Source organism: Psychroserpens citreus (genome assembly GCF_055686305.1).
Window position 1 is genome coordinate 214,526 of sequence record NZ_CM145999.1, and the last position, 24,856, is coordinate 239,381.

The window sequence follows — 24,856 nt, forward strand, 5'->3', positions numbered from 1 at the left end:
AATAAAAAGCGAAATATGAAAATAAATAAAATTCTATTTTTTATATCTCTAATATTAGTTAGCTGTTCAAAAGATGATGATATTAATAATAATAATTCAGAAATAGACCAACAAAATAATATTGAAATTCCTGAACTTCAAGCACCTGACATAATTCTGAATGAACTAGCAAAAGGCACTTTAGAAGATAAAATTAGAGCTTTATATCATCAAACCTATAATGGAATTGGTTTAAATTATTTTTTTGAATTTATTGAAAACACAAATAGAATAGATAAAATTATAATAACTGACCCAAACTATTTGTGTGAAGAAACTGTAATTCAATATTACTATCGTGAGGATAAACTCATTGACAAAATCCATTCATTAAGAACAAATGTTTGTTTAGAATTTGTTGCTGATAAGCTTTACAATTATAATTACAAAAATGGTTATTTAGAAAGTATAATAATGGACAATGAGAGTCTTATTGAGGAAAATTATTTTTCTTACAATTCTAATGGTACAATTGCTTCCATTTACTCTGACCATCGTTCATTAAGCGATTACGCTGACGGATATATAAAAACAAGCTTTGTTTATGACAACAATGATAACGTTTTAGAACACATAACAGAAAGACCTCACTCAAATACTTATGACAGAAAATACACCTATACATATGACACCAATACAAATATTTATAAAGGATTCTTTGTAATTTATTCTTTTTATCAACCCAGTTTTGGTTGGGAAAGTGGCGGTGGACCTTTCTTTTTATCAAGTAACAACATTACATCAATTAAAAAAGAGTACATAAATAACGACAATGAGCCTCAATATGAGTATTTCACGACAAATTATGTGAATAATAAGCTTGTAGACTATGGATATGAAGATGGATATCAATATTGGCAACGTTATTATATTAACTATTAAAAAAAACGATTTGCCAACAACGTGTATATTGCATTGCTAGTGCTGGCTAAGACGATGGTTCTTCCCTACTTTTTACTATAATGTAACTGCGGAAAATTAAGCTGTAATTTTACGTAACAAGCCATACACGTTGTTGGCAAACATTAACGCTAAAGTTTATCAACCTTATTTCAGGAAAAATGCAAATGAAGTTGTTGTATATAAAAACAAATAAATGAAATCACTTATTAGACTTAGCGTTATCCTTATATTATTAATTAGTTTTGGTTGTTCAGAAGATGACAATAACTCAAATGAAGAACCTGCATTAACAGTAACTGATGTTGATGGTAATATTTACAACACCATAACTATTGGAAATCAAACTTGGATGTTGGAAAATCTAAAGACAACAACCTTTAATGATGGTACATCAATTACTGAACACTTATTTGGTATGGATTGGGGAGATTTACCTAATCAAACTTCTCAATATCAATGGGCAGATACCAGTGACTTAAATAATGTCGTTGATGAAGAGCTACCATTCGACTTTTATGGAGCAATGTATAATCATTGGGCAATAGAAAGCGGAAAATTAGCTCCTGAAGGATGGCGAATTCCTTCGCAAGCAGATTTTGAGGAATTAGAAAATTATTTATCAGAAAACGGATTTAATAATCAAGAAGCTTCTGCACTGAAATCCTCAACTGGTTGGCTTCCAAGTTCTGGAAATGGAACAAATGCTAGTGAATTCAATGGTTTACCAAATGGCTATATCAATGCATTTGGTGGTCCAACTCTTGGACAAGGAATCTGTACTTGGGCTACCACTAATGTAAACACAGACTTGCCTCTAGGATCTAGAACTAGAGTTCTTGTACAACTTTTCGATACTGAAAATATACTATATAGTGATAATGCTATCCAATTAGGTGCTGGAATACGTTGCATTAAAGAATAACGTTTGCCAACAACGTGTATATTTAATTATTGGTACAGCTTATACTCGGAAAATCTTGCGGATTTCCCTACTGGTTCGTTTTCTATTTACTAACTTAGTGCTTGTCAACACAACTGAACCATACACGAACACGTTGTACGCAATATGAAAAAACTTTTCATAATACCATTTGTGGTTTTCTCATTTGGATTTTCCAAAATTGAGAGTTTGTTTACTGCTCAATATCCTGACTTAATAAAATTTAAAGGAACAGAATATTCTCTGAACACCAATCCGTTAGAACCATATTTTGAGAAAAACCCTGATAAAAGACCTCAATGGCCTTCAACAGCTTTATATCGTGGTTATATCGGACATTTTGAAATAATTGATAGCACACTACTTTTGACTGATATATCTCAACCAAGACGCGTAAAAGATAAAGATGGAAAAACAAGTTTTAAAAATATATCTATCAAAAAACGCATATTCCCAGAAATAGACACTATGAAAATCGACTGGTATTCTGGAATTTTAATTTTACCTTATGGAGAAAGAGTTAAATACGTTCACTCTGGATACGCATCTGAATATAGCAATTACATATTATTGGAAATAAAAAACGGAAAATTCAATAGCGATAAAAACTACACGCGCAAAGAATTTTTGAGATTTAAGGAAAGACAGTTTAACGAATTCAAAAAAACTAAAAATTATAAAAGTCAGTTTGAGGATATTAAAAAGAACTTTCCCGAAAGTAACAAAAAGTTTATTGAAGAATTTTTGAAAGACCACATAATAAACTATACATCCGAATTTTTAACCGAACAATAAATACTGCGTACAACAACGTGTATAATGCATTGCTTCTTCCCTAACCTTTCGGAATAATTATCGGAAACTCCTATGTTCTAGTATTATTTCCTAATTTAGTTTTCAATCAACGTAACTAACCAATCACAAACACATTGTAAAACATTTTGAACAAACCCGTGATTTCTTAATTACCGTTTTATAATCTTCTTTATTATAGATCGATTTAAGGTTTCTAATTTTAGAAAATAAATACCTGACGGAATTCTAGATAGATTTAGAATATCATTTTGCTCATTAAACTTTCCTTCAAATAATAGTTGTCCATTTAGGTTTATCAATTGGTAATTTATATTTTCCGAGATTTTAAAAGTTAAAAAGAGTTTGTCGATAACTGGATTTGGAGATAAGTTCACATTGATTTCATGGAATTCATCTAAGCTTAAATTAGAGCAATCCTCACTAAAATAGTGCTGCGAGTCAATATTTGTCCAGTTGGCATTAGAATAATCAACATCATCTACCTGTATACATGTTAATAACGGGTTATTATCCGCAAAAAAATACAGACCAATGTTTGTATTATTATTGTTCTTAACATTTAATGAAGTTAATAAAGGATTATAACTACAGCTAATAGATTGGAGCTCAATTTGCTGGGAAGCATCTAATGTAGTAATCTGAGTTCCTCCACATGAAAAAAACAACATACTTGAATTATTAGGTAAGGTTATACTAGTTATAGGGTTTACACTAACATTTAAATCCCAAAGCATTGTGTGAGGTGTAAAATCTAAGGCACCTGGTATTTGGTTTACCCTTAAGTCTAGCTGAGTTAATTGTGGTACATTAGAAAAATCTACAGATGATATTTCATTGTAATGCGCATTTACAATAGATAACGTTGTTGTAGCTGGTAAAGTTAATGTGCTAATAAAGTTTTGATAACAATCTACTTGCCAAAGGCTCGTGTTTTGAGATAAATCTAATTCACCAGAAATTTGGTTACTATTACACCTAAGAAACTCTAAAGAGATGTTCTGGGTAAGATCTAGGCTAGTAAGCTGGTTAAATTCACATGTCAGAAACTCTAAAGCAGTAAAGTCCTCAATTCCTGTTAAGTCTGAAATATTTTTATTGTTTATTCCAACAGCCGTAACAGTATTAATGTTTGCAGTAAGGACATAGTCGTCTAAAACATCATCATATCCTAAATTAATGAGATGTTGCTCAAAATTATCATCAGGTACATAAGTAGTCTGTGAAAATGTTAATTGCACAAAAAGGACAAGAATAAAGTATAGTAGTTTTGTTTTCATAAAGATATAGAACTGCTAAGATATATAATAAAAAAACGATAGTAATAAACCCTTATTATTAAATAACTTATTTTATAATTAAATGTAAGAAATAAATAAATTCGGAATATGAAAACGTTTTACAACAACCTATATAATTAATTATTGGTACAGTCTCTACTAGGAAATCCTGTGGATTCCCCTAATGGTTCGTTTACTTTTACTAACTTTAACCTAGCCTACGTAACTAACCGTACACAAAGACGTTGATGGCATTCATTATGGAATCAAAACAATGAGAAAAAACATAGTAATAGCTGTAGTACTAATAATTGTAAGTTTTACCTCTTGCAATCAAAAACAAGAAATAGAGAAAGTCAATCAGTTTGTAGGACTTTGGACTCTTGACAGAATGGAGGTACTTGATAAGGAAGCTGATGAATGGACTGAATATTCTGACTCTACAAATGGATTTCCAAATGGCCTTAAAGGATATATACTTTATGACAATTCTAATCATATGGCAGTTCACCTTGTCGCTAAAGATTATGAAAAAACGAATTTAATATTCCCAAATGCCTTGCAGAAATTTGATTCAATTCCGAGTCATATGCTTCAAAAACTTGCAAAGAACATTGTATACTTCAGTAATTACGAAGTAGATAAAGAGAAAAAGATAATTGAACATTCTCGAATTTCTCACATAAACCCAAACCAGTGGAGTGAAATTGTTAGGAGAAAATACACATTCAAAGGAGATACATTAATTCTAGAACCTGTTGAGGATTTAGGAGCTAGATTTCGTCTGAAATGGGTGAAAGAAAAATAACGAAATATCAACAACGTGTATAGTCAATTGTTCGTTCAACCTGCATTCGAAAAATCCTATGGATTCCCCTAATGGTTCGTTTACTTTTACTAACTTTAACCTAGCCTACGAAACTAGCCATACTCGAACAAGTTGGCAATAATTAGAAATGATAAATATTAAACTTTATCATAGCTATGGTGGATTATTGTATTTATATAAAAAACAACTATCGACAAGAATGCTCCTCCTTTCTTTCAAAGATTTTTCAATAAACAACAAACTATAAACACATACTAAGTGATGAAGAAGATTATAAAATAAAAGTTAAATATTTTTACATAATTGATATATCAATTATATTTGTATCAAATTAATGATATATGAATCTGTCTCTTCCATCTGAAACAATATTTCACGTAATCGAAAGTACCATTAAAGAATATCGAAAATATGCACAGAAAAATATTTCAGAAAAAATAAAAGATATGACCATTGATCAGGGCATGGTACTACTCTTTCTAAATGAACATCCAGACCTGACTCAGAAAGAAATTGCCGAACTGGTGTTTAAAGACAACGCATCGATGACCCGAATGATCAATACAATGGTTCAGAAAAAACATCTGAAACGTTCAATGAATCCTGAAGACAGAAGGCGCTACAAAATTGAAATCACAGACAAAGGAAAGGAAGTATTAGAAACCCTTCCTCCTATCATTCATCACAATAGAAAATCATCATTAAAAGGAATCACAAAAAACGAACTTAATCAATTGGAAATCATTTTGGGTAAAATCAGAACCAATTGTATAAAAACATGACATTATGAAAGTTATAAGCAAATTTACCGTAATCACAATCATATTTTTAATGCTACTCGTCTCTCAACTGAACGCACAGCAAAAAGTAGAGTTATTAACACCTAAAGAACAGCAAACTGTTGTCGATTCTATAGGCAGTAAATTAAAAGTAAACTATGTTTTCCCTGAGATTGCCATGAAGATGATCTCAAATATTGAATCGAAGCTTAGAAACGGTAATTATAAACCCATTATAGATCCTCATGAATTTGCCACCACTTTAACCACAGATCTCCAAGCGATTAGTAACGATAAACATTTAAGAGTCACTTTTGCTCCAGGCCGAATAGCTGAACAACAACAGGCAATTACTACTGAAGATAGCATCGCTTTTTTGAATCGCTATGTCAACAATATGAAACGAAACAACTTTGGTTTTAAGGAAGTGAAAATTATGGCTGGTAATATTGGTTATTTGGATCTTCGAAGTTTTTCTAATGTAGAATACGCTGGAGAAACTGCCGTATCTGCCATGAATTTTTTGAGTAATGCAAGTGCGATTATTATTGATCTTCGAAATAACGGAGGTGGAAGTCCTGCAATGATCCAACTCATAACGAGTTATCTCTTTGGAAGTGACCCAGTTCATTTGAACAATTTCTATTGGCGTCCATCTGATCAAAATTCTCAAACCTGGACCTTACCACATGTGAGCGGTAAGCGTAGCCCAGATACTCCCGTTTATGTATTAACAAGTGGCAGGACTTTTTCGGCAGCGGAAGAGTTTAGTTATAATTTAAAGCATCTAGAACGTGCTACTCTAGTAGGTGAAACTACAGGTGGTGGAGCACATCCTGGTGGTTCGGTTGTGGCTACAGATCGATTTATGGTTTGGGTGCCTACAGGCAGAGCCATTAACCCCATCACTAAAACCAATTGGGAAGGTACTGGTGTTAGCCCACATATTAAAACTTCAGCTGCAGATGCATTAGATGTAGCCTATACTAAAGCTTTGGAATTGCTTATAATGAATAGCACGGAAGAAAATCTAAAAGCATTCTACGAATGGCCACTTGCCGAACTAAGTTTAAAAATTAATCCGGTGACCTTAGATGCAAAAAAGCTAAAAGCCTTCGCAGGAATTTATGGTCCACGTATTGTGACCTTCGAAAATGGCAAATTATTCTATCAACGAGGTAGTGGAACAAAGTATGAATTGCTTCCGTATAGTAATAATGAGTTTATGCTGAAGGGCCTCGATAGCTTTAGAATACGTTTTTTAGCCGAAGGGAACACAATAATTGCTTTGCAAGGATTGTATGATAATGGACATACCGATAAAAATGCAAAAGGGAAAAAGTAGATTCTCTTTGTTTAAATTTTAATGCTTCGAAAAAGGAATTGCTAGATTTCGATTCCTTTTTTCTAACTTAGTGCTAGTCAACACTACTAACTATACGCGAACACGTTGTATAGTATTTAAGAAGACATTATGGAGATAGGAACAAAATTGATGCAGATGAGTTTGAAATCACGAATAATATTCGCGTTAGGAGCTTCTACAATGTATTCATTTATACTTTGGTTATTTGGTTATTTCTTAAATAACAATCAATATTCTATCAATAGTTTAATATCTCAAGGTGTGATTTTTGGAATATTGTTTGGGATTGGATTTCCTTACATAAACAGAAAAATTGCTAAAAAATTCTCCAACAAAATTATAGCAAAAATAAAACCCAAATTAGAGTTAGACGAAAATATTGAAATCGAAGGTCCAGCTTATTTATTTCGTGGATTTGAAGGTGTAGGCGGAAAAATCTTCTTGACTAATAAAAAATTGATTTTTAAATCGCATAATGTGAATATTCGAAAAGGACAAACGGATATTGAATACATAAATGTAAAAGACATGTTAAAAAGGAAAACTGCAAAATTAATTAATAACCGAATCAGAATAATAACGAAAGAAAATAAAGAATTTGATTTTGCAGTAAATGAAAGAGATTTGTGGTTTGAAAAAATAAACGAAAGAATAAAATAAAACGTTATACAACAACGTGTATATTGCATTGCTTCTTCCCTAACCCTTTCGGAATAATTATCGGAAACTCCAATATTCTGGTTTAATAAACTATAACCTTAATGAACAAAAAGGTCTATTCTAAAAAAACACAAGTCGAAAATTCTGTCTAAAAAACAATGAGGAATTACAGGTAGTTTTTGGTTTTATTTTTAGCCATTTTAAACCATTCATTCTATTGATGAAGGTGTCTTTCCGTATTTTTGAGTAAACAATTTAGTAAAGTAATTGGGATCTGAAAATCCTACAGAATAGGCAACTTCAGATACCGTTAAGTTTCCAATTAATAATAGTTTATATCCTTCCTTTAAGCGAATTTCCCTTATAAAGATTGATGATGATAATCCTGTAATTGCTTTTATTTTTCTATGTAATTGGGTTCTGCTTATTGCTAAATCTAAACAAATTTCATGTATCCCATAGCTTTCATTATCAATTTTTAGGAGTAATAAACTTTGAAGCTTATTTAAAAAAGAATCTGTAAGCTTAGTTTTAGAAGTATTCACTTCATTTATTTCTTGAGAATACTTAGTTTTTAGTTTTTCTCTTAGCTTAATAAGATTGTCTAAATGAGCTAATAATTCGATTTTATTAAAAGGTTTCCCAAGGTAAGCATCAGCTCCATGCGTAATACCTTCTATCTTAGATTTTAGATCAGCTTTTGCTGTTAATAGTATAATTGGAATATGGCTAGTTTTGTCATCAGATTTGAGGAAGTTGCACACTTGAAAACCATCCATAAAAGGCATCATGACATCAGATATAATGATATCTGGAATTATGTCTGTAGCTTTTTCAACTCCTTTTTTTCCATTGATTCCAGGAATTACAAAACTCACAGGGGTTCCTATAGATTATTCTTTTTTTAAAGAAATTACAAAAGACCTTCAAACCTTTCTTATTAGCTTAATATTAATATTAATTGGCTCTGGCTTTGGAGAGGAAATCATCTTTCGTGGATACTTTATGAGACAATTTTTAAAATTCTTTGGAGAAAGTAAAATCAGTATTGCATTAAGTATTGTTCTTATTACTGGCTTTTTTGGTTTTATGCACAGTGGTCAAGGTATTACTGGACAAATTGTAACTTTTATAATTGGATCAATTATAGCGTTAATATTCTACTTGCGGAAATATGATTTATGGTTTGTTTGTTCTGTGCACTGTTTTTTTAACACTATAGCTTTAACTTGCATTTACTTAGGTTGGGCTTGACGATATCTATAAATATCTCTATCAATTTTATCTAATCATTACAGTGTGTCTTTTTGTAATTTATTTTTTTCTTTAAAACACTAGAAAACTTACTTTCTGAATTTAAAGGATTGTGAAAATTGTACCATATGAAATCGAAAAAAAATAAACGTACCATAACGTGTAAAATTAATTACTTAACCATATCCATACTAGTAAAATTGAATGTATTTCTCTAATGATTGATTTCCTTTTATTAACTTTATCCTAATCTAGTCAAACATTAAATCATATGCGAACGTATTTATTATTAAATTGAATGAAAGCGAGTTTTCTGATAATTATTTTTATGATTCCCTTTAATATGTTTTCACAAAAAAAATGTAGTAAAGACATTCAATTAGCTGCAGAAAACGGGCAATTGGAGTTAGTCAAAGAAATGATAAATGATGGACAACATATTAATTGTTTAGGAGAATGGCAACAAACGCTTTTGATGATAGCTATCCAAAATGGGAAAAAAGATGTTGCTCATTATTTACTTGAACAAAACGCTGACATAAAAAAAATAGACGAAAGTCAAAGTGATGCTCTTTTTAAGACCAGCTTCTATGGCCTTACCAATATTGCCGAAAATTTAATCGACAAAGGAGCAAAAATTGATAACAGAGGATATAGGCAAATGACAACACTAATGATGGCTGCCAATAGAAATCAATTTGATCTAGTAAAGTTATTAGTTGAAAAAGGAGCGAATGTAAATTTACAATGCGATAGCGGTTATACAGCTTTAACTTATACGACAAGTCCCAAAATATTGACCTATTTACTATCGAAAAATGCAGATATTTATCTGAAGAGTTTTCAAGGTATGACAGCGCTTGAACAATTTAGGGCAAGTCTCGAAGATGTTAAAGGATATGGATCTAAAGAAATCATAAATAATCATTATGAGATTATCGAAATACTTGAAAAAAAATACTAAACACTACTCTATGTCGTTTAACCCTAAACTAGATTAAGATTAAACATGTTTATACATATATTATTTAATCTTGCCTAAACAAAAGTCTAGTCTAAGTCACTCGTCTTTTCTTACTGTTAGATTTTAGCTACAAATCAAAAAAAGCATATTGTTTACAACTATGAAGAATCTAAAGCAAATACTATTAATTAGTTTAATTTTAATCAATTGTAAGCATAATAACCAAGTATTTCAAAATTACGAAACTGACACTCTTAAAATTGTCCGAATTAGCGATAATGTTTTCCAACACATTTCTTATTTAGATACTAAAAGTTATGGAAAATACCCTTGTAATGGAATGGTTTACATAAATGGTAATGACGCCATAATTTTTGATACACCAACAAATAACAAAGCTTCTTCAGAATTAATAAACTGGATCGGAAATAAAAACATAAAGGCTGTTGTTGCTACTCATTTTCATATAGATTGTTTAGGTGGATTAAATGAGTTTCATTCAAAAGGAATAAAGTCATATGCTACAAATCAAACCATTCAATTAGCCAAAAAAAATAACACGGAAATCATGCCTCAAAATGGTTTTGATAAAGAATACAAATTCACAATTGGAAATGAAACCGTTTTGGCTCGTTTTTTTGGTCAAGGACATACAAAAGACAACATTGTAGGCTATGTTCCTCATGAAAAAACCTTGTTTGGTGGATGCCTAATTAAGCATTTAAATGCACCTAAAGGAAATCTTGCAGACGCAAACACTGAAGAGTGGTCAAAAACTGTTGAACAAGTAAAACGTGAATTCCAAGAAATTGAAAATGTAATTCCAGGTCATGGCAAAAGTGGAGGAATGGAACTTTTAGATTATACAATCAATCAATTTAAAGTATACAATGAAAGATTTGTGTTTTTTCTTCACAATCGATTTTTAGAAACTCACGAATTAGAGGAATCCCATCCCGAATATGGCCAAACAGAATATAAAGAAATTTTAACCGAATTTGAAAAAAGTGGACTAAAGGTTATTAGCGAAAAAAGAAGTGGAAACATAAACGCTCGTGACTATGCTAATGATATAGTCAATCAAATTAATAGTCTAATCTCTATTGGAGTTAACCCGAATAAAATAACAGTCGTAGGAACATCTAAAGGTGGATATATCGCTCAGTACGTTTCAACTTTAGCAAATAATCCAAAATTGAATTTTGTGTTTATTGCTAGCTTTCAAGATCATGATATCCAAAACATTCCCGAAATAAATTACTGTGGAAACATCTTGAATATTTTTGAAAAATCTGATCCTAATGGAGTTTCAGCTCTTAAAAGAATAGAAAACTCAACGTGTGAAATTGTTCACTTTAAAGAGATTGAACTTAATACTGGAATGAAACATGGTTTTTTATTTAAACCACTAGCAGAATGGGTTGATCCAACAATAAAATGGGCAAAAGGAAATTATATTCTGAAATAAATATCTATTGACAAGAATGTTCCTCATTTCTTTCAAAGATTTTTATTAATCATACTACTGTAAACCCTTTTACCTTTGTTTTATTTTGTTTTGCTAACTTGCCACTAACTTACATAACTGTACGTTACTAAATTTATAGGAACAATTAGTAAGCATCAAACATTAATTACCACAACATGATTAAATCTACACTAACAATTTTACTTTTATTAATTTCTATTTGGCTTGTAAATGGGCAGTCAATTAAATTGCAAGATTTTTATAATTACGACCCAATTATTGAACACAAGGCAGATGACATTTTCCTTTCGTTAAATGATACCACCAGAGTTGGTCAAATGATAGTAACTTCTGCAGGAGAATTAGGAAAGTCTGATAATATTGTTTTAAAACTTGCTAAAGAAAATAAAATTGGTGGCGTTGTTTTTCTAAAGGGTACAAAAGAAAATCATAAACGTATGATTGACAGTTTAAATGATATTAGTCGTGCTCAAAATCAAATACCATTATTATTTTCTATTGATGCGGAACCTAGTCTAATAAATGGTCGGTTAAAAGGGATTAATTCTATAATGAATACTATAGATATTAAAACTCCCAAGCAATCAGATTCAATTGCTTCAATTATTAGTACAGAATTATTAAAAATTGGTTTTCGTCAAAATTTTGCTCCAGTGAGTGATATTAGCCCTAAAAATGAGGCCATTAAAAATAGAAGTTTCGGTAACAATAAAGAAAAGGTAGTAGAGTTGTGTAAAGCCTTTATTACAACAACTCAAGAGCAAGAAATCATTGCTACTGTAAAGCATTTTCCTGGTCATGGGCTGGTTGAAGGAGATACGCATAAACAATCTGTTTATATTAATGGCGAACTAAAAGAACTAGAAGTGTATCCAGAATTGATCGACGCTGGCGTACTTTCAATAATGACATCTCATTTAACAATAATCAATAACGAAAAATATAGTACCAATGGTTTACCTGTTAGCTGCTCTAGAAATATTGTTACAGGTTTACTTAAAGACGAGTTAGGGTTTAAAGGGCTTGTAATAACAGATGCCTTAAACATAATGAAAGCTGTTACAATAATCGATAATGCACCTCTACTGGCTTCAAAAGCTGGAAATGACATGTTATTAATGCCAATTGATGAAACCAAAACAATCCATTCTATTCTAACCGAAATGAATAATGATCCTAAGTATAAAGAACAGGTTTATCAATCGGTAAAAAAAATTATTCGCTTAAAATTATATTTAGGATTAATTCAATCATGAAAAATAAACTTATTCATCAATCAACATAAAAGATTTTGGAACAGATATATTAGTAATTCCATTTTGTCTAAATAGAATCCTCATAACCTTATAAAGAAAAATTAATATATTCTATACACTTCCTGGTTCATTCAAGATAATTAATTAAGCCTCTAAAATAATACTCGTCTTAGTCGTTCCGTATGCTGAGATTTTCTCAAGAAAGGAAATAAGGTGCCTATTATTTCTAAAATAACCTAATACGCACAAACAATCATCTCCAGTAATTCTGTGACAACTCTGTACTTCTTCCATTGCTTGTATTTCTTTTTGAGCATTAAATGATCCGGTTGGCCCTCGGTGTAGTACCAAGGTTATATACGCTTTAGTCTCAATTCCTAATTTTTCATGATTCACTTTTAAAGCATAACCTATTATTATCTCATCTTCTTCCATTTGCCTAACACGCTTCCCTATTGCTGGAGCAGACAAGCCAACTTCTTTCCCAATTTTAGCAAAGCTTTCCCTAGCATTAACATCTAGCATTTCAAGTATTTTTTTATCAAACTTATCCATTTATAATCGTAATTTTATTATCAAATATTTGATATTATCAAATGCTAATATACATTTTTTAATTCGATTATAAAGCTGTTTTAATGTTTTGCTTTCTATATTTACTTAATCAAAATTAATACGAATGATTACTAACTTTAATCATTCACTTATAAAAAACATAGTATGAATCCATTTTTAATTGATTGTATTGGTTACGGAGGTTTAGTGATAAACTTATATTCAATGTCTACTAAAGGGGAATATAAACTAAGGTTAATTTCACTAATAGCCAATATAATTTATATTGTTTATGGTGCATTAATTAGTGCGGCTCCAATAATTGTAGGTTGCACAATTGCAGTTTTACTTCATGCATATCACATAAGAAGATTACGAATAAATAATAATAGAAATGATTACGATAAAAATAGCTAAGAAAACAGACGTAGAGATTTTAGCACTTTTAGGCCGATTAACTTGGGCAGAATCTCATGGTCATTATATAGAAGATAAAACCGATGTTTTAAAATACTTGAACGAGAATTTTTCAGTATTTAAAACAAAACAAAATGTAAACAACCCTGACCTACTCTATTGTATTATTTACGTAGACAAATTACCTGTAGGCTATGCAAAATTGGTTATAAATGCAGCAAATAAGCATATTAATTCACAAAACAAATGTCAATTAGAGCGCATTTTCATATTAAATGATTTCATCCCATTAAAGATTGGGCAGTTGCTATTAACCTTTGTTGAAGAACAAGTTGAAAAATTACAATTAGACACCATTTGGCTAACAGTTTATATTAAGAACACAAGAGCCATACGATTCTATGAAAAAAATGATTTCATAAACGTCGGAAATGTAGATTTTCATGTCAATGGTAAAGCTTATGAGAACATTGTTTTCTCAAAAAAAATATAAGTATCATAGCTAAAAAAATCTTGTCCTATGAGAAACTATAATCAACAGTATGCATAGATATTACTTATTACGCTTACACTCAGAAAATCCTACTGATTTCCTTAATGCTATATTTCATTTTATAAACTTTCCTTATAGTCAACAGGTAACAACATAGATAATTAATTGTTAAGAATTATCATTTAAAATTTCTGTTGCTACATACCTGAGAGTTCCCTCCTATTTACTATCTTAGTCCAGACACAATGAACTATACAACTCACACGTTGGCCTTAATATTAATCAAGTTTTAACCTATTTATTAAGAATGAAAAAAACAACTTTACTCCTATTTGTTGGATTGGTATTTTTATTTACAAATAGTTGTTCTACCGATAGCAATAATGACAATGATGACTGTCTAAGTGAAATATTCCAAGGAGATTTAATTTTTGAAAGTCAAGAAGAATTGAATGCATTTGATAGTACTTGCTATAGTGTAATAAATGGTTCTTTAATTCTTAATGGTGCTATAAACAATATAAGTAGTTTACACAATATTACTACTATCAATGGTCGTTTGGCAATATATTACACAGCTTTAAATAATTTAACTGGATTACAAAATGTAAGTACTGCCGAAACCATTGAGATAGAAACTAATTTTAACTTACAAGATCTATCTGCATTAATAAACATTTCCTCTGTAAAAAATATAAGTATTGTTGATAATGCCTCACTATCTAATTTAACAGGACTTAATAATATTAGTACTGTTGAAGAAGATATTTCTATAAGAGGTAATGAAAACTTACGAAACTTAACTGGTTTAGGAGGTTTAACAGTAATTGGTAAAGACTTTGAGCTTTATCGTTGTTATTTAGAGAATTTAGAAGGATTGGAAAATCTCGAAAGTATTGGACAAACATTTAAAATTTTTGAAAATTCATTATTAACAAATTTAAATGGACTAGAAAGCCTTGAATCTGCTGGTGGTTTGTTTTTTTTCAGTAATGATGGTAATTCAAGTGCTTTAGAAAATATAGACGGTTTGGAAAACTTGAATAGCACTTCAGCCATTGATATAACACAAAACTATGCTTTAGAAAGCATCTACGGATTAAGAAATGTAAATTCTAATTTATATTCTCTTAATATACGTGATAATCACGCGTTAATAAATTTAGATGGGTTAGAGAACATAACTCAAATAGAACATGAACTAGAAATACATGATAATTATGTCTTAACTAATGTAGATGGTTTGGAAAACATAAACCATGTTGGTGATATTGTTAAAATAACGGGTAATAATTTAATAACTAATATAGATTCATTAGACAATATTCCATATGTGAATTCAACAGTTAGAGTTGGAGCTAATGCTTCGCTAACAGATTTATGTGGAATTCTTCAATTAGTTACAAATATTTATGATGATTACAATGGTCAATACATTCTATTAGCAAGCAACGGATTCAATCCTATAAACCACACTGACTTTGTAAATGGTAATTGTAGTTTGTAATCTACTAATGGTTAACTGATAATAACCAAAATTTAAATTAATAGACTAAATCCAATATAGCATAGTTAAATTTTAAACCTTTTGCTTACAGCTAATATTGTAGATTTTCATAATGATTCATTCTCTTTTACTATCTTAGTCTAAGCCAACATAACTAACAAAATTTCATGATGTTAGTCCAATGCAGAACAAATGAAGTATGTAAAAAAATATATTGCAGAAGGATTATTAATTGTTTTTAGTGTTTTATTTGCTTTATACATAAATAAGGTATTTGACGACTATAAAACCAATCAAAAAAAATTAATCGCCTTTGATAGTATTCAAAAAGAATTAAACCGAAATTCAACCATAATTGCCAATTGGAAAGAACGACATATAAAAATAAGAAATCGAATTACTGAAATTATTGAAGGTAGAAATGATAGTCTAAAAAATGAATTATTGAAGAGTAATTTCTTAAATCTTGGGGTTCTAACAAACAATGAAAGTTTAATTGACGCGATTATAACTAATACAGCTTGGGAATCTGCTAAATCCACAGGTATTATTTCAGAATTTGATTTTGAGACAACGCAAAAGTTAACTCACGTTTATGCTATGCAGGATATCTTAACAGAAAGAACTATCATTAATATTTTAGATTTCTATTTTGACACAAATAGTCATAACATGGAAAATATTGATAACATTCTAATCCAATTTCAATTAAGATTCTGGGAATTAACTGGCCAAGAAGAATTAATGATCAATCTCTATGACGAAGCTATAAAACAAACTAAAAAAATAACGATATAATAATTAATTACAATGGTTCGTACTCTTTTATTATATTAGTCTTTATTAACATCACTTATTATACATAACTACTATTTATGCCTTTTTTTAGAATGAACAAGCCTCAGAAATTAGTATTAATTCTTTTTTGTCTTTCAGTATTCCATTTCGGGTTTTCTCAACAATACGATTCTGTTATAATTGAGCATGAAAATATCGATGCAAACAATACGATTTACAAACCTGGAAATGTGTTTATTTATGATTATGTAATCATTGAAAATGATAAAAAACATAAATTAAAAAAAAATGAAAGCAGGTACAATCGTGAGAAAAAAATGAAAGAAATTCATTTTGAATTAGTCCCTTTGGAAACTGATAGCATAGGCGTTAATACCATTCATCTCATTGTAAAGCCTGTTGCAGATTCTAACAGAACAAACAACAATCAAACTCAAATTTCATATTTACAAGCTCCTGTATTTGCATCTTTATCTTCAACTGGTGTGGTTGAGAACTCCAATAATATCTGGATTCATCCAATCCGTAAAGGTTTTTTTAGTGCTTTAGAAACGGCACCATTTCCTTTTATAAAAACACCTATCGAAATTGGTGCTGAATGGACAGACCAAATGGCCATTGGAGAAAATTGGGGCAATGAAAAATGGGGACAATGGGAAGGAGAATTACTATTGTCCTATACTTATAAAATTATCAGTAAAGCCTCAATACATACACAATTAGGAGAAATAGATTGCTATATTATTGAGAGTACTGCAAAATCTGATATTGGTACAACAAAACTTAAAAGTTATTTTTCAGAAAAATATGGGTTTGTAAAAATGGAATATGAGCTATTAAACGGTTTGAAAGTTAATATGTGGCTCGATGATTTTCAAACTGGTAAAGACTTCAACGATTCTTTTACTTTTTTTAAAACTAAAAAATATATCAAACAATAAAATAGCATGCATTACTTTGCTTGGTTAAAACAATAAAGCACAGCCCTTTTTTGAAAAAAATATCAATGAAAATTGATAAAGTTGTTACACTATTTGATAGCTTATCAACGAAATACAGAATTGACATGAAGTTAAATACATGAATGAACTTTTAAATTATTTTAAAAACACGATTTCTCTTTCACCAGATATAGAACTCAAACTTCACGACATAGTCAAAGAGAGAAACCTAGTTAAAGGAGAACAACTTCTAGCAGATAACTCTTTAAAAAAGGAACATGTTTTTGTTGTTAGTGGCTGTTTACGTTCTTTTTACAAAACAGAAGACGGGAAAGAACACACGATACAGTTTGCTATTAAAAACTGGTGGATTAGTGACTATATAACTCTTTATACAGAAAATAAATCTGTTATTTCTATAGAAAGCTTAACGCATTCAAAAGTTTTAATTATAGATAATTCAAAGGTTGAAAAATTTTACCAAGAATTCCCTCAATTTGAAAGTTTCCAACGCAAAAATTTTGAAAAGCGCATTGCTGCATTGCAAAAGCGAATTTTAAGTTTATTAGCCTTAACTGCAGCACAAAAATACACGCAGTTCATTGAAGAATATACCGAATTCGAAAAGATAATTCCAAATTATCAAATTGCATCGTACTTAGGTATTACTCCACAGAGTTTAAGTAGAGTTAGAAGAGAAAGAATTAAAAGTTAATTTATTACCATATGTTCATATTCTTGAATTGGTTATTAACTAATTTCGCCTCTTAACCAATAATACAAGTATGAGAATGAGCTTTTTAGACAAATTAAAAAAACGTTATGCTACTAAAGCCATGAACGGCAAAGTAGTTCCTCAAGAGAAAATTGACAACATATTAGAAGCGATTAGACTAGCGCCTACTTCTAGCGGATTACAACCTTTTGAAGTATTTGTAATCATTAACGAAAACACCAAATCTAGTATAAAAGACATTGCTTGGAATCAATCACAGGTTACAGATTGCTCTCATTTGTTAGTGTTTGCTGCTTGGGACAATTATACTGAAGACCGAATTAATTATATGTTCGATTTAACTAACGAAATTCGTGGTTTTAAAAATGAAGGTTGGGAAAATTATCGTCAAATGCTGTTAGATGGTTATCCAAAACGTGATCCTGAAACAAATTTTGAACATGCCGCAAGACAAACCTATATTGCTTTTATGGCAGCAATTACTCAAGCCGCTTATGAGGATTTAGATAGTACGCCAATGGAAGGTTTTGATCCAGATGCTTTAGATAAAATTCTTGGATTACGTGAAAAAGGATTACGCAGTACACTTTTATTACCTATAGGTTATAAAGACGTAGATAAAGATTGGTTAGTTAACCTTATAAAGGTAAGAAAGCCAATAGAAAAATTAGTTACTTACATATAGCGATAACCATGAAGAAAAAAATAATATTAACTATAGTAAGTTTCATCTTACTAGCATGTATCATCTTATATTTTACATCGCGACCAACACAAACTGAAGACGGATCTTACATTCCATCGCCATTAGCATTAAAATTAGCAACATCTCCTATAACCGATTTTGATAATACCGTTTATAAAAATAAATATACTGGTGATAAAAAGGTACTAATGATTTGTACAGAGGAAAAAAATATGACTATGGCTAATGGCAAAATGTTTTCAACTGGGAATCATCCAGTCGAAACACTTCTACCTATACTCCATTTAAGAAATGCTGGTTTTGAAGTCGACGTTGTAACACCAACAGGAAAACCTGTAGTAATTGAGCAATGGGCAATGCCTGAAGATGATGAGCATGTAAAAGCAATTTATACTGAATTCAAGGAAACATTTGATAAACCTGGAAATTTATCTGATTTTGTAGCCAATACTATGAACGACAATTCAAATTATGCTGCTATTTTCATCCCTGGAGGTCATGGAGCAATGCTAGGACTTCCAGAAAACAGTGATGTGAGTAAAATTATAAATTGGTCACACAACAATGGTATGTTTACACTTGCCATTTGTCATGGCCCTGCAGCATTATTATCAGCTGGATTAAATAGTAATACTGATGATTTTATATATAATGGCTATAAAATTGCTTCATTTCCAGATGCCGTAGATGAGCAAGGACAAATGATTGGCTATACTCCAGGTCGAATGCCTTATAAATATGGAGAAAAGCTCAACAACTTAGGAGTTACAATCATAAACAAAGAGGCAGATTCAACAGTTTATAAAGACCGAAAATTAATTACAGGAGCAAGCCCTTTAGCTGCAAATGCTTTTGGGAAATTAGCTGCTACAGAACTTCTTAAAGAATTGAATAATTAAAAACATGTGATACATACTATATTCTAAATAAGGACAAAACAAAAGCTATTATTAAAAATCGAAAGACATTGAATCATTGAATAGGTAACTGTACTAACAACAGCTCTAAATTTCAGCTTAAATTTATCTGTTTTGAAATACCAATTAGTTAATAGACTCATTTTAAATATATTAAAGTATTAAAGAAGATACTTTTAATTTATCGTTTAATCCATAATATCTATTATATTAGTACAAAATCTTACTTATGAAATCAACAATACTATCTGTTCTTATTTTTTTTATTTCTGTTCAGTTTTCATTTTGTCAATGGGAAACAATCAATACTAATATTAATGATAATTTTACTGGTGTTGTTTTTTTAGACAATAATGGACTTTTATCTGGAAATGATGGGTTATACTATACTACCAATTATGGCAATTCCCCATCAGACTGGACAAGATTTGAAATCACTACCAATTCTACCGATTCTGAAATCTATGAAAACACAGTGTTCTCTCATTGTTATGCAAATGATGAAGAAGCGACTAATTCTGGTTTTGTATATGCTTCGGGTGTTAATACATTAACAAATCGTGCTGTTATTTTTAGATTGAGTTTTCCTTCTTTAAGCTACGAAATTATTTATAATGGTAATGTTAACACGAACATAAACAAAATTGGATTTAATGAGTCTTCAGACACCTATTATGCTGTAGGTGATAATGGCTTGATCGTTGGTTTCAATGATGTTAATGCAACAAGCTTTATCATCAATCCTTCTGGCACCAATTTTAATAATGAGGATTTTAATTCGGTAAGTTTTAATTATAATAGTTTATGGCTTGGTGCTAACGGGAAAATTTTAACTGGAAACCACTATGGCTCAAATAACTCTATCAATTTAACTGGGCATGAAACACCAAACATCAATCATGTAGGGTTAGATTTTAGGAATTCATACAGCATGTATTCTGCAGGAAACAATTATACTAGATTTTCAACATCTTCAGGAATAACATACAATAACAGATATGATTTTGGCGAATTAAATGCTCAAACCATGGTAAATTCTTACAATCAACATCTAGTTGGTACAGACCATGGAATTTTTAAATCTACGTCTGGAAATAACTACCTCGAATGGCAACCAAGCTCAAGTACAAATTCAATTCGTAGTTTTTGGATAGATCCTAACGATGATTCAATTATATATGCCTGTGGTGATAATGGAGTTCTTCTTAAAACCACTAATTTAGGAGGTGCCACAAAACCGTATATCTCCTTAAATGCTTTTGGTACTTGTGTAGGGTCGTCGGTATATTTTGATTTCTTTAGAGGGTCTTCTAATTCATGTAGCTGGACACTTGATGGTAATGAAATTAATACAGGATGTAATGATTTTTCGTATTCTTTTAATACTGTTGGGAGTTATGACATTTCTGTAACTGCTGAAAATAGCTTTGGTGAACAATCGTCCTTAACAACAACTATTCACATTGTTAATCAGCCTGAAACTAATAAACCTACAACTATTTCTGATAACCTACTTTGTATTGAAGAATCTATTGAAATCCAAATTGAAAATTCTGAACCAAATGTAAGATATGTTCTTAAAATGGTAGGAGAAAGTGGCACATATGGAACAAGTCCAATTGGAAATGGAGGAACAATAACCTTAGTAAGTTCTCCTATAAATACTACAGGTGATTATTATTTAAGAGCCGAACATGAACTTGCAAATTGCAATAAAAACTTTACGGATCAATTTCATATTGATGTTGAACAAACTGAAGCAATTTATTTTCAATCCTTAATTAATGCCAAGCAAAATGAGCTAGTAGAATTTAACAATTACTCTATTGACGCCCAAAATTTTAATTGGGAGTTTTCTCCAAATGCTACTCCACTTAATTCTAATTTAGAAAATCCAGAAGTTACATTTTCTAATTTAGGTGAAACAACAGTAAATTTTGAATGTTGGTCTGATAATGGATGTTATGACTCTGTTGAAAAACCTGGCCCATATATATATGAAGCGCCAACCGTACAAACTAGCTGGACCATATTAAATGATGGTGTAGATCCTGATTGGTCTGGTTATTATTATGATGATATTGCCGATATTGAAAAAACTCAAGATGGATTTTTAGCATGCGGCTATTATAATGAAAATCAAACATTAGAATCTAATGTAGGAACCTCTTTCACTTTTGAAGAAGGTGAGAAAGGTTGTTATTTAACTAAGTACGATAATGATGGAGCGCTTAAATGGTTAGTTAAGACTCAGACTGCTAACAGTTATAATGATAGAGATGAAATGTATTCTGTAGTAGAAGACCAATTAGGCAATATATATGTTTGTGGTGCTTCTGAAGGAACATTTTACGACACTTTAGGCAATCCACTAGAGTTAAGTCCTTCATCGGCAAATGAAAGCTTTCTAATAAAACTCAATTCTAAAGGTGAATTTCAATGGTATGTTCATGGTGTTTTTGCTGCAAAAAGATTGTTTATAGACAACGACAATAATCTAGTTGCAACAGGATTAATATCCAATGGCAATAACCAAATTTACTTAAATGGCGTTGCTTCTCATGTTGTAAGTGAAAATGTGGATGGCGATCCAAGGAATAATGCCATTGTAAAATTTGCACCCGATGGTAATGTTATTTGGGATACAGCCTTTTACAACAATAATGTTAATGGAGGTGAAATTGTTCATATTGGTTTCGACAATGATAACAATTATTACATGTCCGGATTTTTTGAAATTTTTATTGATTTTTATTCTGTAAACAATCCAGTGGCCGAAACTTTATGGAGAGAATTCAATAATTATGGTCAAAAATTATTTCTAACTAAGTTTGATGAAAATGGTCAGCTACTTTGGAAGATAAGAAGTTACACAGATACTGAGTTTACAGATGACACTCAAGCCCGATCAATGGTAACCGATGGCGATGGAAACTCATACATCTCTGGTACTAATGCTGTGAGAAACACATTTACATCTATGGATAATAACCATATTTTTGAAAATACAGACGGCTCAACAACGTCAATGAATGCTGGACAATACTTCGTTGCTAAGATTGATGCTAATGGAGTTTGTCAATGGATGCAAGGTGCAAAGTCTACGTATTATGGGTATGGATACAAAGTGATAAAAAACAATGATGAAATATGTGTTTTAGGAAAAGTATCAAACAATAATGAACCTATGTGCGAATCTGAGTTTACAAGTAGTGACAATATGAATTATGATTTAACCATTTCGGCAGATGATCACTTCATTTCTGTCTACGACGAAAATGGTGTATTGTTACGCCTTTTCACGAATGGTGATAATTCAGGAAGTACAACACGACATTCTGGTAAAATTGATTTTTTCAAAGGAGAAGATGATTATTACTTTTCTAGTATGAATATTTGGTTTTTCAATGGTGCAAGTGATTATGAAACTTTTGGTAATGTCATTCCTCAAGTTGATGAAATCGATGGATTAATCACTCGATTTAAGGAAGATGATGGGATTATGCATTATAACAGAAGTAATCTCTCAGTCAATGATGTTGACACTTCAAATTTTACGATATATCCAAATCCAACTCAAACAGAGGTTCACATTAAAGCTACATTACCTTTCTCTAAAGTTTTGGTTTATAATTTTCTTGGACAAAAAGTATTAGAAAGCAACCTATCTACTATAAATGTAGAACACTTGTCTAATGGAATGTATTTTATAAAAATTGAAAGTGACAATAACATTAATGTTGTTAAACAATTTATTAAGCAGTAAAGGAACAAATAATATGCTTTAAAACGATTTAAGTAAATGAAATAGGGATTTAAAACGACGTCAATCGTTTTCATTTCCAGTTCCATCTTAATTTTAAAATTCCAACGAATTTATATAATTATAAATTCCTTTTTACTAACTTAAAATTTTTAGAAGTAGTAAAACCATTCGTAAACTAGTTTATAATTAAACTCCTTTGCAAAGTAACCTTAAAATAATATTAACATAATACTAAAGCATATTATGATGAAAAAAATAACTGTGTTACTACTAATGTCATTTTTATTAATTAACTGTAGTAAAACAGATAAGGACATTTTAGACGAATCTGCAAAAATACTAAATGCAGTAAAAATGATTGAATATGATATTTCAAGTCACGTTAAAAACCCTCAAATAGATACTATATTTAACATTAAATCCTATTTTGACTTTACTAGTAAAGATTCTTTAATCGGTTCAAAATATCATTTTCAATTTGGAGATAATGAGAACATTTTTAATGGAAAAAGCGTATTTGGGATTCAGCATAACAAAGAGCGTATTGTGTATTCCAATGAACCTAGCTTAGAGTTTGTAAGTTCGGCACTTCCCATTGAGAATTCTTTTTATGAAATAAGAAACCTTTTAAATCAATTGATTCGTGACCCTTCATTTCAGGTCACAAGATTAAACGATACAATTATAGACAATGTAGTAAATTATAATTTTCAAATCAAAAATGAACAGCATTCTAATAACGAAAGTTATAGTTTAATAATTTCTAAAGATGATTATTTGCCCTCAGCTTTTAAGAAAATTTATAATGGTACGGATAACTTTATATCTTCGAGATTCTCTAAAATAAATAAGTCTGCCACCAGATCAGACTCAATTTGGGACATTAAAAGATTTAATAATACTTACTTAATGTTGACACCAGAAGAACTAACAGAAAGATACTTCTCTAGTATCAAAACTAAAGTTGGAGAAAAAGCGCCACAATGGAAACTACCTCAAATTTCAAACGATTCAATTAGTCTCGTCGAATTAAATGCAAATGTAGTATTACTAGAATTTTGGTTTCCTAACTGTGGAGGCTGTGTAAGTGCTATTCCAGAAATAAATGACATCCAAAATAAATACTCAGATAAAGGACTTAAAGTTTATGGAATTGAATTCACAAAACAAAATCACGAGTCAATTGAAACCTATATAAAAAAAATAGGCATAGAATATCCAACACTATTTTCCGGACATAAAGTTTCTAAAGCATATGGTGTTCAAGCCGCACCAACGTTTTTTTTAATTGATAAAAATGGAGAAATAAAATATACTTCTATTGGTTTAAATAAAATTGATTTGCAAAATGCTATCAATAAAAGTTTAAATATAGAACCATAACAACATTTAACTAATTAACTTAACCAAATATTTCAATATGAGAATAATTAGATTAGTATTTTTTT

At 30.4% G+C, this 24,856-nt stretch carries 22 protein-coding genes and 1 pseudogene; 20 read left to right on the top strand and 3 right to left on the bottom strand.

The features are described from left to right. Positions 1 to 15: 15 nt before the first annotated feature. From ACTU6T_RS01125 to ACTU6T_RS01135, 3 genes are all read left to right on the top strand, one after another. Positions 16 to 921: a hypothetical protein gene (locus ACTU6T_RS01125; RefSeq protein WP_460219421.1), complete on the top strand. Its 906-nt coding sequence runs from the start codon at positions 16 to 18 to the stop codon at positions 919 to 921. A 214-nt stretch (positions 922 to 1,135) separates the two neighbouring features. After that, the gene (locus ACTU6T_RS01130; RefSeq protein WP_460219422.1) at positions 1,136 to 1,864 is read left to right on the top strand and encodes a fibrobacter succinogenes major paralogous domain-containing protein; all 729 of its coding nucleotides are present in this window, start codon (positions 1,136 to 1,138) and stop codon (positions 1,862 to 1,864) included. A 144-nt stretch (positions 1,865 to 2,008) separates the two neighbouring features. Next, on the top strand, positions 2,009 to 2,677 hold the full coding sequence (locus ACTU6T_RS01135; RefSeq protein ID WP_460219423.1) for a hypothetical protein: 669 nt from the start codon (positions 2,009 to 2,011) through the stop codon (positions 2,675 to 2,677). A 170-nt stretch (positions 2,678 to 2,847) separates the two neighbouring features. Here the strand turns inward: ACTU6T_RS01135 and ACTU6T_RS01140 are convergent, their stop codons facing one another. After that, positions 2,848 to 3,975 carry a T9SS type A sorting domain-containing protein gene (locus ACTU6T_RS01140; protein ID WP_460219424.1) on the bottom strand — a complete coding sequence of 376 codons (1,128 nt, stop codon included), beginning with the start codon at positions 3,973 to 3,975 and terminating at the stop codon, positions 2,848 to 2,850. Between the two features lie 274 nt (positions 3,976 to 4,249). Here ACTU6T_RS01140 and ACTU6T_RS01145 point away from each other — a divergent pair, with 274 nt between their 5' ends. The 4 genes from ACTU6T_RS01145 to ACTU6T_RS01160 all read left to right on the top strand — a co-directional run bounded on the left by ACTU6T_RS01145 (position 4,250) and on the right by ACTU6T_RS01160 (position 7,609). Continuing rightward, the gene (locus ACTU6T_RS01145) at positions 4,250 to 4,783 is read left to right on the top strand and encodes a lipocalin-like domain-containing protein (RefSeq protein ID WP_460219425.1); all 534 of its coding nucleotides are present in this window, start codon (positions 4,250 to 4,252) and stop codon (positions 4,781 to 4,783) included. A 362-nt stretch (positions 4,784 to 5,145) separates the two neighbouring features. After that, positions 5,146 to 5,586, top strand: coding sequence for a MarR family winged helix-turn-helix transcriptional regulator (locus ACTU6T_RS01150; RefSeq protein WP_460219426.1), 441 nt, complete (start codon positions 5,146 to 5,148; stop codon positions 5,584 to 5,586). A gap of 4 nt (positions 5,587 to 5,590) precedes the next feature. After that, complete coding sequence (locus ACTU6T_RS01155) at positions 5,591 to 6,928, top strand: S41 family peptidase (RefSeq protein ID WP_460219427.1); 1,338 nt, start codon at positions 5,591 to 5,593, stop codon at positions 6,926 to 6,928. Positions 6,929 to 7,084: 156 nt separating this feature from the next. Beyond that, positions 7,085 to 7,609, top strand: coding sequence for a GRAM domain-containing protein (locus tag ACTU6T_RS01160; RefSeq protein ID WP_460219428.1), 525 nt, complete (start codon positions 7,085 to 7,087; stop codon positions 7,607 to 7,609). A 209-nt stretch (positions 7,610 to 7,818) separates the two neighbouring features. Here ACTU6T_RS01160 and ACTU6T_RS01165 read toward each other — a convergent pair whose 3' ends face one another. After that, on the bottom strand, positions 7,819 to 8,487 hold the full coding sequence (locus ACTU6T_RS01165; RefSeq protein ID WP_460219429.1) for a response regulator transcription factor: 669 nt from the start codon (positions 8,485 to 8,487) through the stop codon (positions 7,819 to 7,821). Between ACTU6T_RS01165 and ACTU6T_RS01170 the strand changes: the two genes are divergently transcribed. The 4 genes and pseudogenes from ACTU6T_RS01170 (at position 8,462) to ACTU6T_RS01185 (ending at position 12,572) form a co-directional block, all read left to right on the top strand. Beyond that, a complete protein-coding gene (locus ACTU6T_RS01170; protein WP_460219430.1) occupies positions 8,462 to 8,863 on the top strand; it encodes a CPBP family intramembrane glutamic endopeptidase in 402 nt (133 codons plus the stop codon). The two genes, ACTU6T_RS01165 and ACTU6T_RS01170, sit on opposite strands and share 26 nt — an antisense overlap. A gap of 298 nt (positions 8,864 to 9,161) precedes the next feature. Next, positions 9,162 to 9,827 carry an ankyrin repeat domain-containing protein gene (locus tag ACTU6T_RS01175; RefSeq protein WP_460219431.1) on the top strand — a complete coding sequence of 222 codons (666 nt, stop codon included), beginning with the start codon at positions 9,162 to 9,164 and terminating at the stop codon, positions 9,825 to 9,827. A 160-nt stretch (positions 9,828 to 9,987) separates the two neighbouring features. Beyond that, a pseudogene (gene bla, locus ACTU6T_RS01180) lies at positions 9,988 to 10,710 on the top strand (subclass B1 metallo-beta-lactamase); the annotation flags it as partial. Positions 10,711 to 11,471: 761 nt separating this feature from the next. Further along, positions 11,472 to 12,572, top strand: a complete 1,101-nt coding sequence (locus tag ACTU6T_RS01185) for a glycoside hydrolase family 3 N-terminal domain-containing protein (protein WP_460219432.1) — start codon at positions 11,472 to 11,474, stop codon at positions 12,570 to 12,572. A gap of 144 nt (positions 12,573 to 12,716) precedes the next feature. Here the strand turns inward: ACTU6T_RS01185 and ACTU6T_RS01190 are convergent, their stop codons facing one another. Continuing rightward, entirely contained in the window at positions 12,717 to 13,127 is a 411-nt protein-coding gene (locus ACTU6T_RS01190) for an Lrp/AsnC family transcriptional regulator (protein WP_460219433.1), read from the bottom strand. A gap of 394 nt (positions 13,128 to 13,521) precedes the next feature. Here ACTU6T_RS01190 and ACTU6T_RS01195 point away from each other — a divergent pair, with 394 nt between their 5' ends. The 9 genes from ACTU6T_RS01195 (at position 13,522) to ACTU6T_RS01235 (ending at position 24,791) form a co-directional block, all read left to right on the top strand. Beyond that, positions 13,522 to 14,037: a GNAT family N-acetyltransferase gene (locus tag ACTU6T_RS01195; protein ID WP_460219434.1), complete on the top strand. Its 516-nt coding sequence runs from the start codon at positions 13,522 to 13,524 to the stop codon at positions 14,035 to 14,037. A 307-nt stretch (positions 14,038 to 14,344) separates the two neighbouring features. Continuing rightward, positions 14,345 to 15,544, top strand: a complete 1,200-nt coding sequence (locus tag ACTU6T_RS01200) for a hypothetical protein (RefSeq protein ID WP_460219435.1) — start codon at positions 14,345 to 14,347, stop codon at positions 15,542 to 15,544. A gap of 192 nt (positions 15,545 to 15,736) precedes the next feature. Then, entirely contained in the window at positions 15,737 to 16,342 is a 606-nt protein-coding gene (locus ACTU6T_RS01205) for a hypothetical protein (protein ID WP_460219436.1), read from the top strand. A gap of 77 nt (positions 16,343 to 16,419) precedes the next feature. Next, positions 16,420 to 17,283 carry a hypothetical protein gene (locus tag ACTU6T_RS01210; protein WP_460219437.1) on the top strand — a complete coding sequence of 288 codons (864 nt, stop codon included), beginning with the start codon at positions 16,420 to 16,422 and terminating at the stop codon, positions 17,281 to 17,283. Positions 17,284 to 17,422: 139 nt separating this feature from the next. After that, entirely contained in the window at positions 17,423 to 17,998 is a 576-nt protein-coding gene (locus ACTU6T_RS01215) for a Crp/Fnr family transcriptional regulator (protein WP_460219438.1), read from the top strand. Between the two features lie 76 nt (positions 17,999 to 18,074). Beyond that, on the top strand, positions 18,075 to 18,704 hold the full coding sequence (locus ACTU6T_RS01220) for a nitroreductase family protein (protein WP_460219439.1): 630 nt from the start codon (positions 18,075 to 18,077) through the stop codon (positions 18,702 to 18,704). Between the two features lie 8 nt (positions 18,705 to 18,712). Then, positions 18,713 to 19,624: a glyoxalase III HchA gene (gene hchA, locus ACTU6T_RS01225; RefSeq protein WP_460219440.1), complete on the top strand. Its 912-nt coding sequence runs from the start codon at positions 18,713 to 18,715 to the stop codon at positions 19,622 to 19,624. A gap of 247 nt (positions 19,625 to 19,871) precedes the next feature. Continuing rightward, positions 19,872 to 23,408, top strand: coding sequence for a T9SS type A sorting domain-containing protein (locus ACTU6T_RS01230; RefSeq protein WP_460219441.1), 3,537 nt, complete (start codon positions 19,872 to 19,874; stop codon positions 23,406 to 23,408). 246 nt (positions 23,409 to 23,654) lie between these two features. Further along, complete coding sequence (locus ACTU6T_RS01235) at positions 23,655 to 24,791, top strand: TlpA family protein disulfide reductase (RefSeq protein ID WP_460219442.1); 1,137 nt, start codon at positions 23,655 to 23,657, stop codon at positions 24,789 to 24,791. Positions 24,792 to 24,856: the final 65 nt, after the last annotated feature.

Bases quoted from the DNA above. Each gene is read 5' to 3' on its own strand.
- ACTU6T_RS01125 (WP_460219421.1), top strand. From the start codon at position 16: ATGAAAATAAATAAAATTCTATTTTTTATATCTCTAATATTAGTTAGC.
- ACTU6T_RS01130 (WP_460219422.1), top strand. From the start codon at position 1,136: ATGAAATCACTTATTAGACTTAGCGTTATCCTTATATTATTAATTAGT.
- ACTU6T_RS01135 (WP_460219423.1), top strand. From the start codon at position 2,009: ATGAAAAAACTTTTCATAATACCATTTGTGGTTTTCTCATTTGGATTT.
- ACTU6T_RS01140 (WP_460219424.1), bottom strand. From the start codon at position 3,975: ATGAAAACAAAACTACTATACTTTATTCTTGTCCTTTTTGTGCAATTA.
- ACTU6T_RS01145 (WP_460219425.1), top strand. From the start codon at position 4,250: ATGAGAAAAAACATAGTAATAGCTGTAGTACTAATAATTGTAAGTTTT.
- ACTU6T_RS01150 (WP_460219426.1), top strand. From the start codon at position 5,146: ATGAATCTGTCTCTTCCATCTGAAACAATATTTCACGTAATCGAAAGT.
- ACTU6T_RS01155 (WP_460219427.1), top strand. From the start codon at position 5,591: ATGAAAGTTATAAGCAAATTTACCGTAATCACAATCATATTTTTAATG.
- ACTU6T_RS01160 (WP_460219428.1), top strand. From the start codon at position 7,085: ATGAGTTTGAAATCACGAATAATATTCGCGTTAGGAGCTTCTACAATG.
- ACTU6T_RS01175 (WP_460219431.1), top strand. From the start codon at position 9,162: ATGAAAGCGAGTTTTCTGATAATTATTTTTATGATTCCCTTTAATATG.
- ACTU6T_RS01185 (WP_460219432.1), top strand. From the start codon at position 11,472: ATGATTAAATCTACACTAACAATTTTACTTTTATTAATTTCTATTTGG.
- ACTU6T_RS01190 (WP_460219433.1), bottom strand. From the start codon at position 13,127: ATGGATAAGTTTGATAAAAAAATACTTGAAATGCTAGATGTTAATGCT.
- ACTU6T_RS01195 (WP_460219434.1), top strand. From the start codon at position 13,522: ATGATTACGATAAAAATAGCTAAGAAAACAGACGTAGAGATTTTAGCA.
- ACTU6T_RS01200 (WP_460219435.1), top strand. From the start codon at position 14,345: ATGAAAAAAACAACTTTACTCCTATTTGTTGGATTGGTATTTTTATTT.
- ACTU6T_RS01205 (WP_460219436.1), top strand. From the start codon at position 15,737: ATGAAGTATGTAAAAAAATATATTGCAGAAGGATTATTAATTGTTTTT.
- ACTU6T_RS01210 (WP_460219437.1), top strand. From the start codon at position 16,420: ATGCCTTTTTTTAGAATGAACAAGCCTCAGAAATTAGTATTAATTCTT.
- ACTU6T_RS01215 (WP_460219438.1), top strand. From the start codon at position 17,423: ATGAATGAACTTTTAAATTATTTTAAAAACACGATTTCTCTTTCACCA.
- ACTU6T_RS01220 (WP_460219439.1), top strand. From the start codon at position 18,075: ATGAGCTTTTTAGACAAATTAAAAAAACGTTATGCTACTAAAGCCATG.
- hchA (WP_460219440.1), top strand. From the start codon at position 18,713: ATGAAGAAAAAAATAATATTAACTATAGTAAGTTTCATCTTACTAGCA.
- ACTU6T_RS01230 (WP_460219441.1), top strand. From the start codon at position 19,872: ATGAAATCAACAATACTATCTGTTCTTATTTTTTTTATTTCTGTTCAG.
- ACTU6T_RS01235 (WP_460219442.1), top strand. From the start codon at position 23,655: ATGAAAAAAATAACTGTGTTACTACTAATGTCATTTTTATTAATTAAC.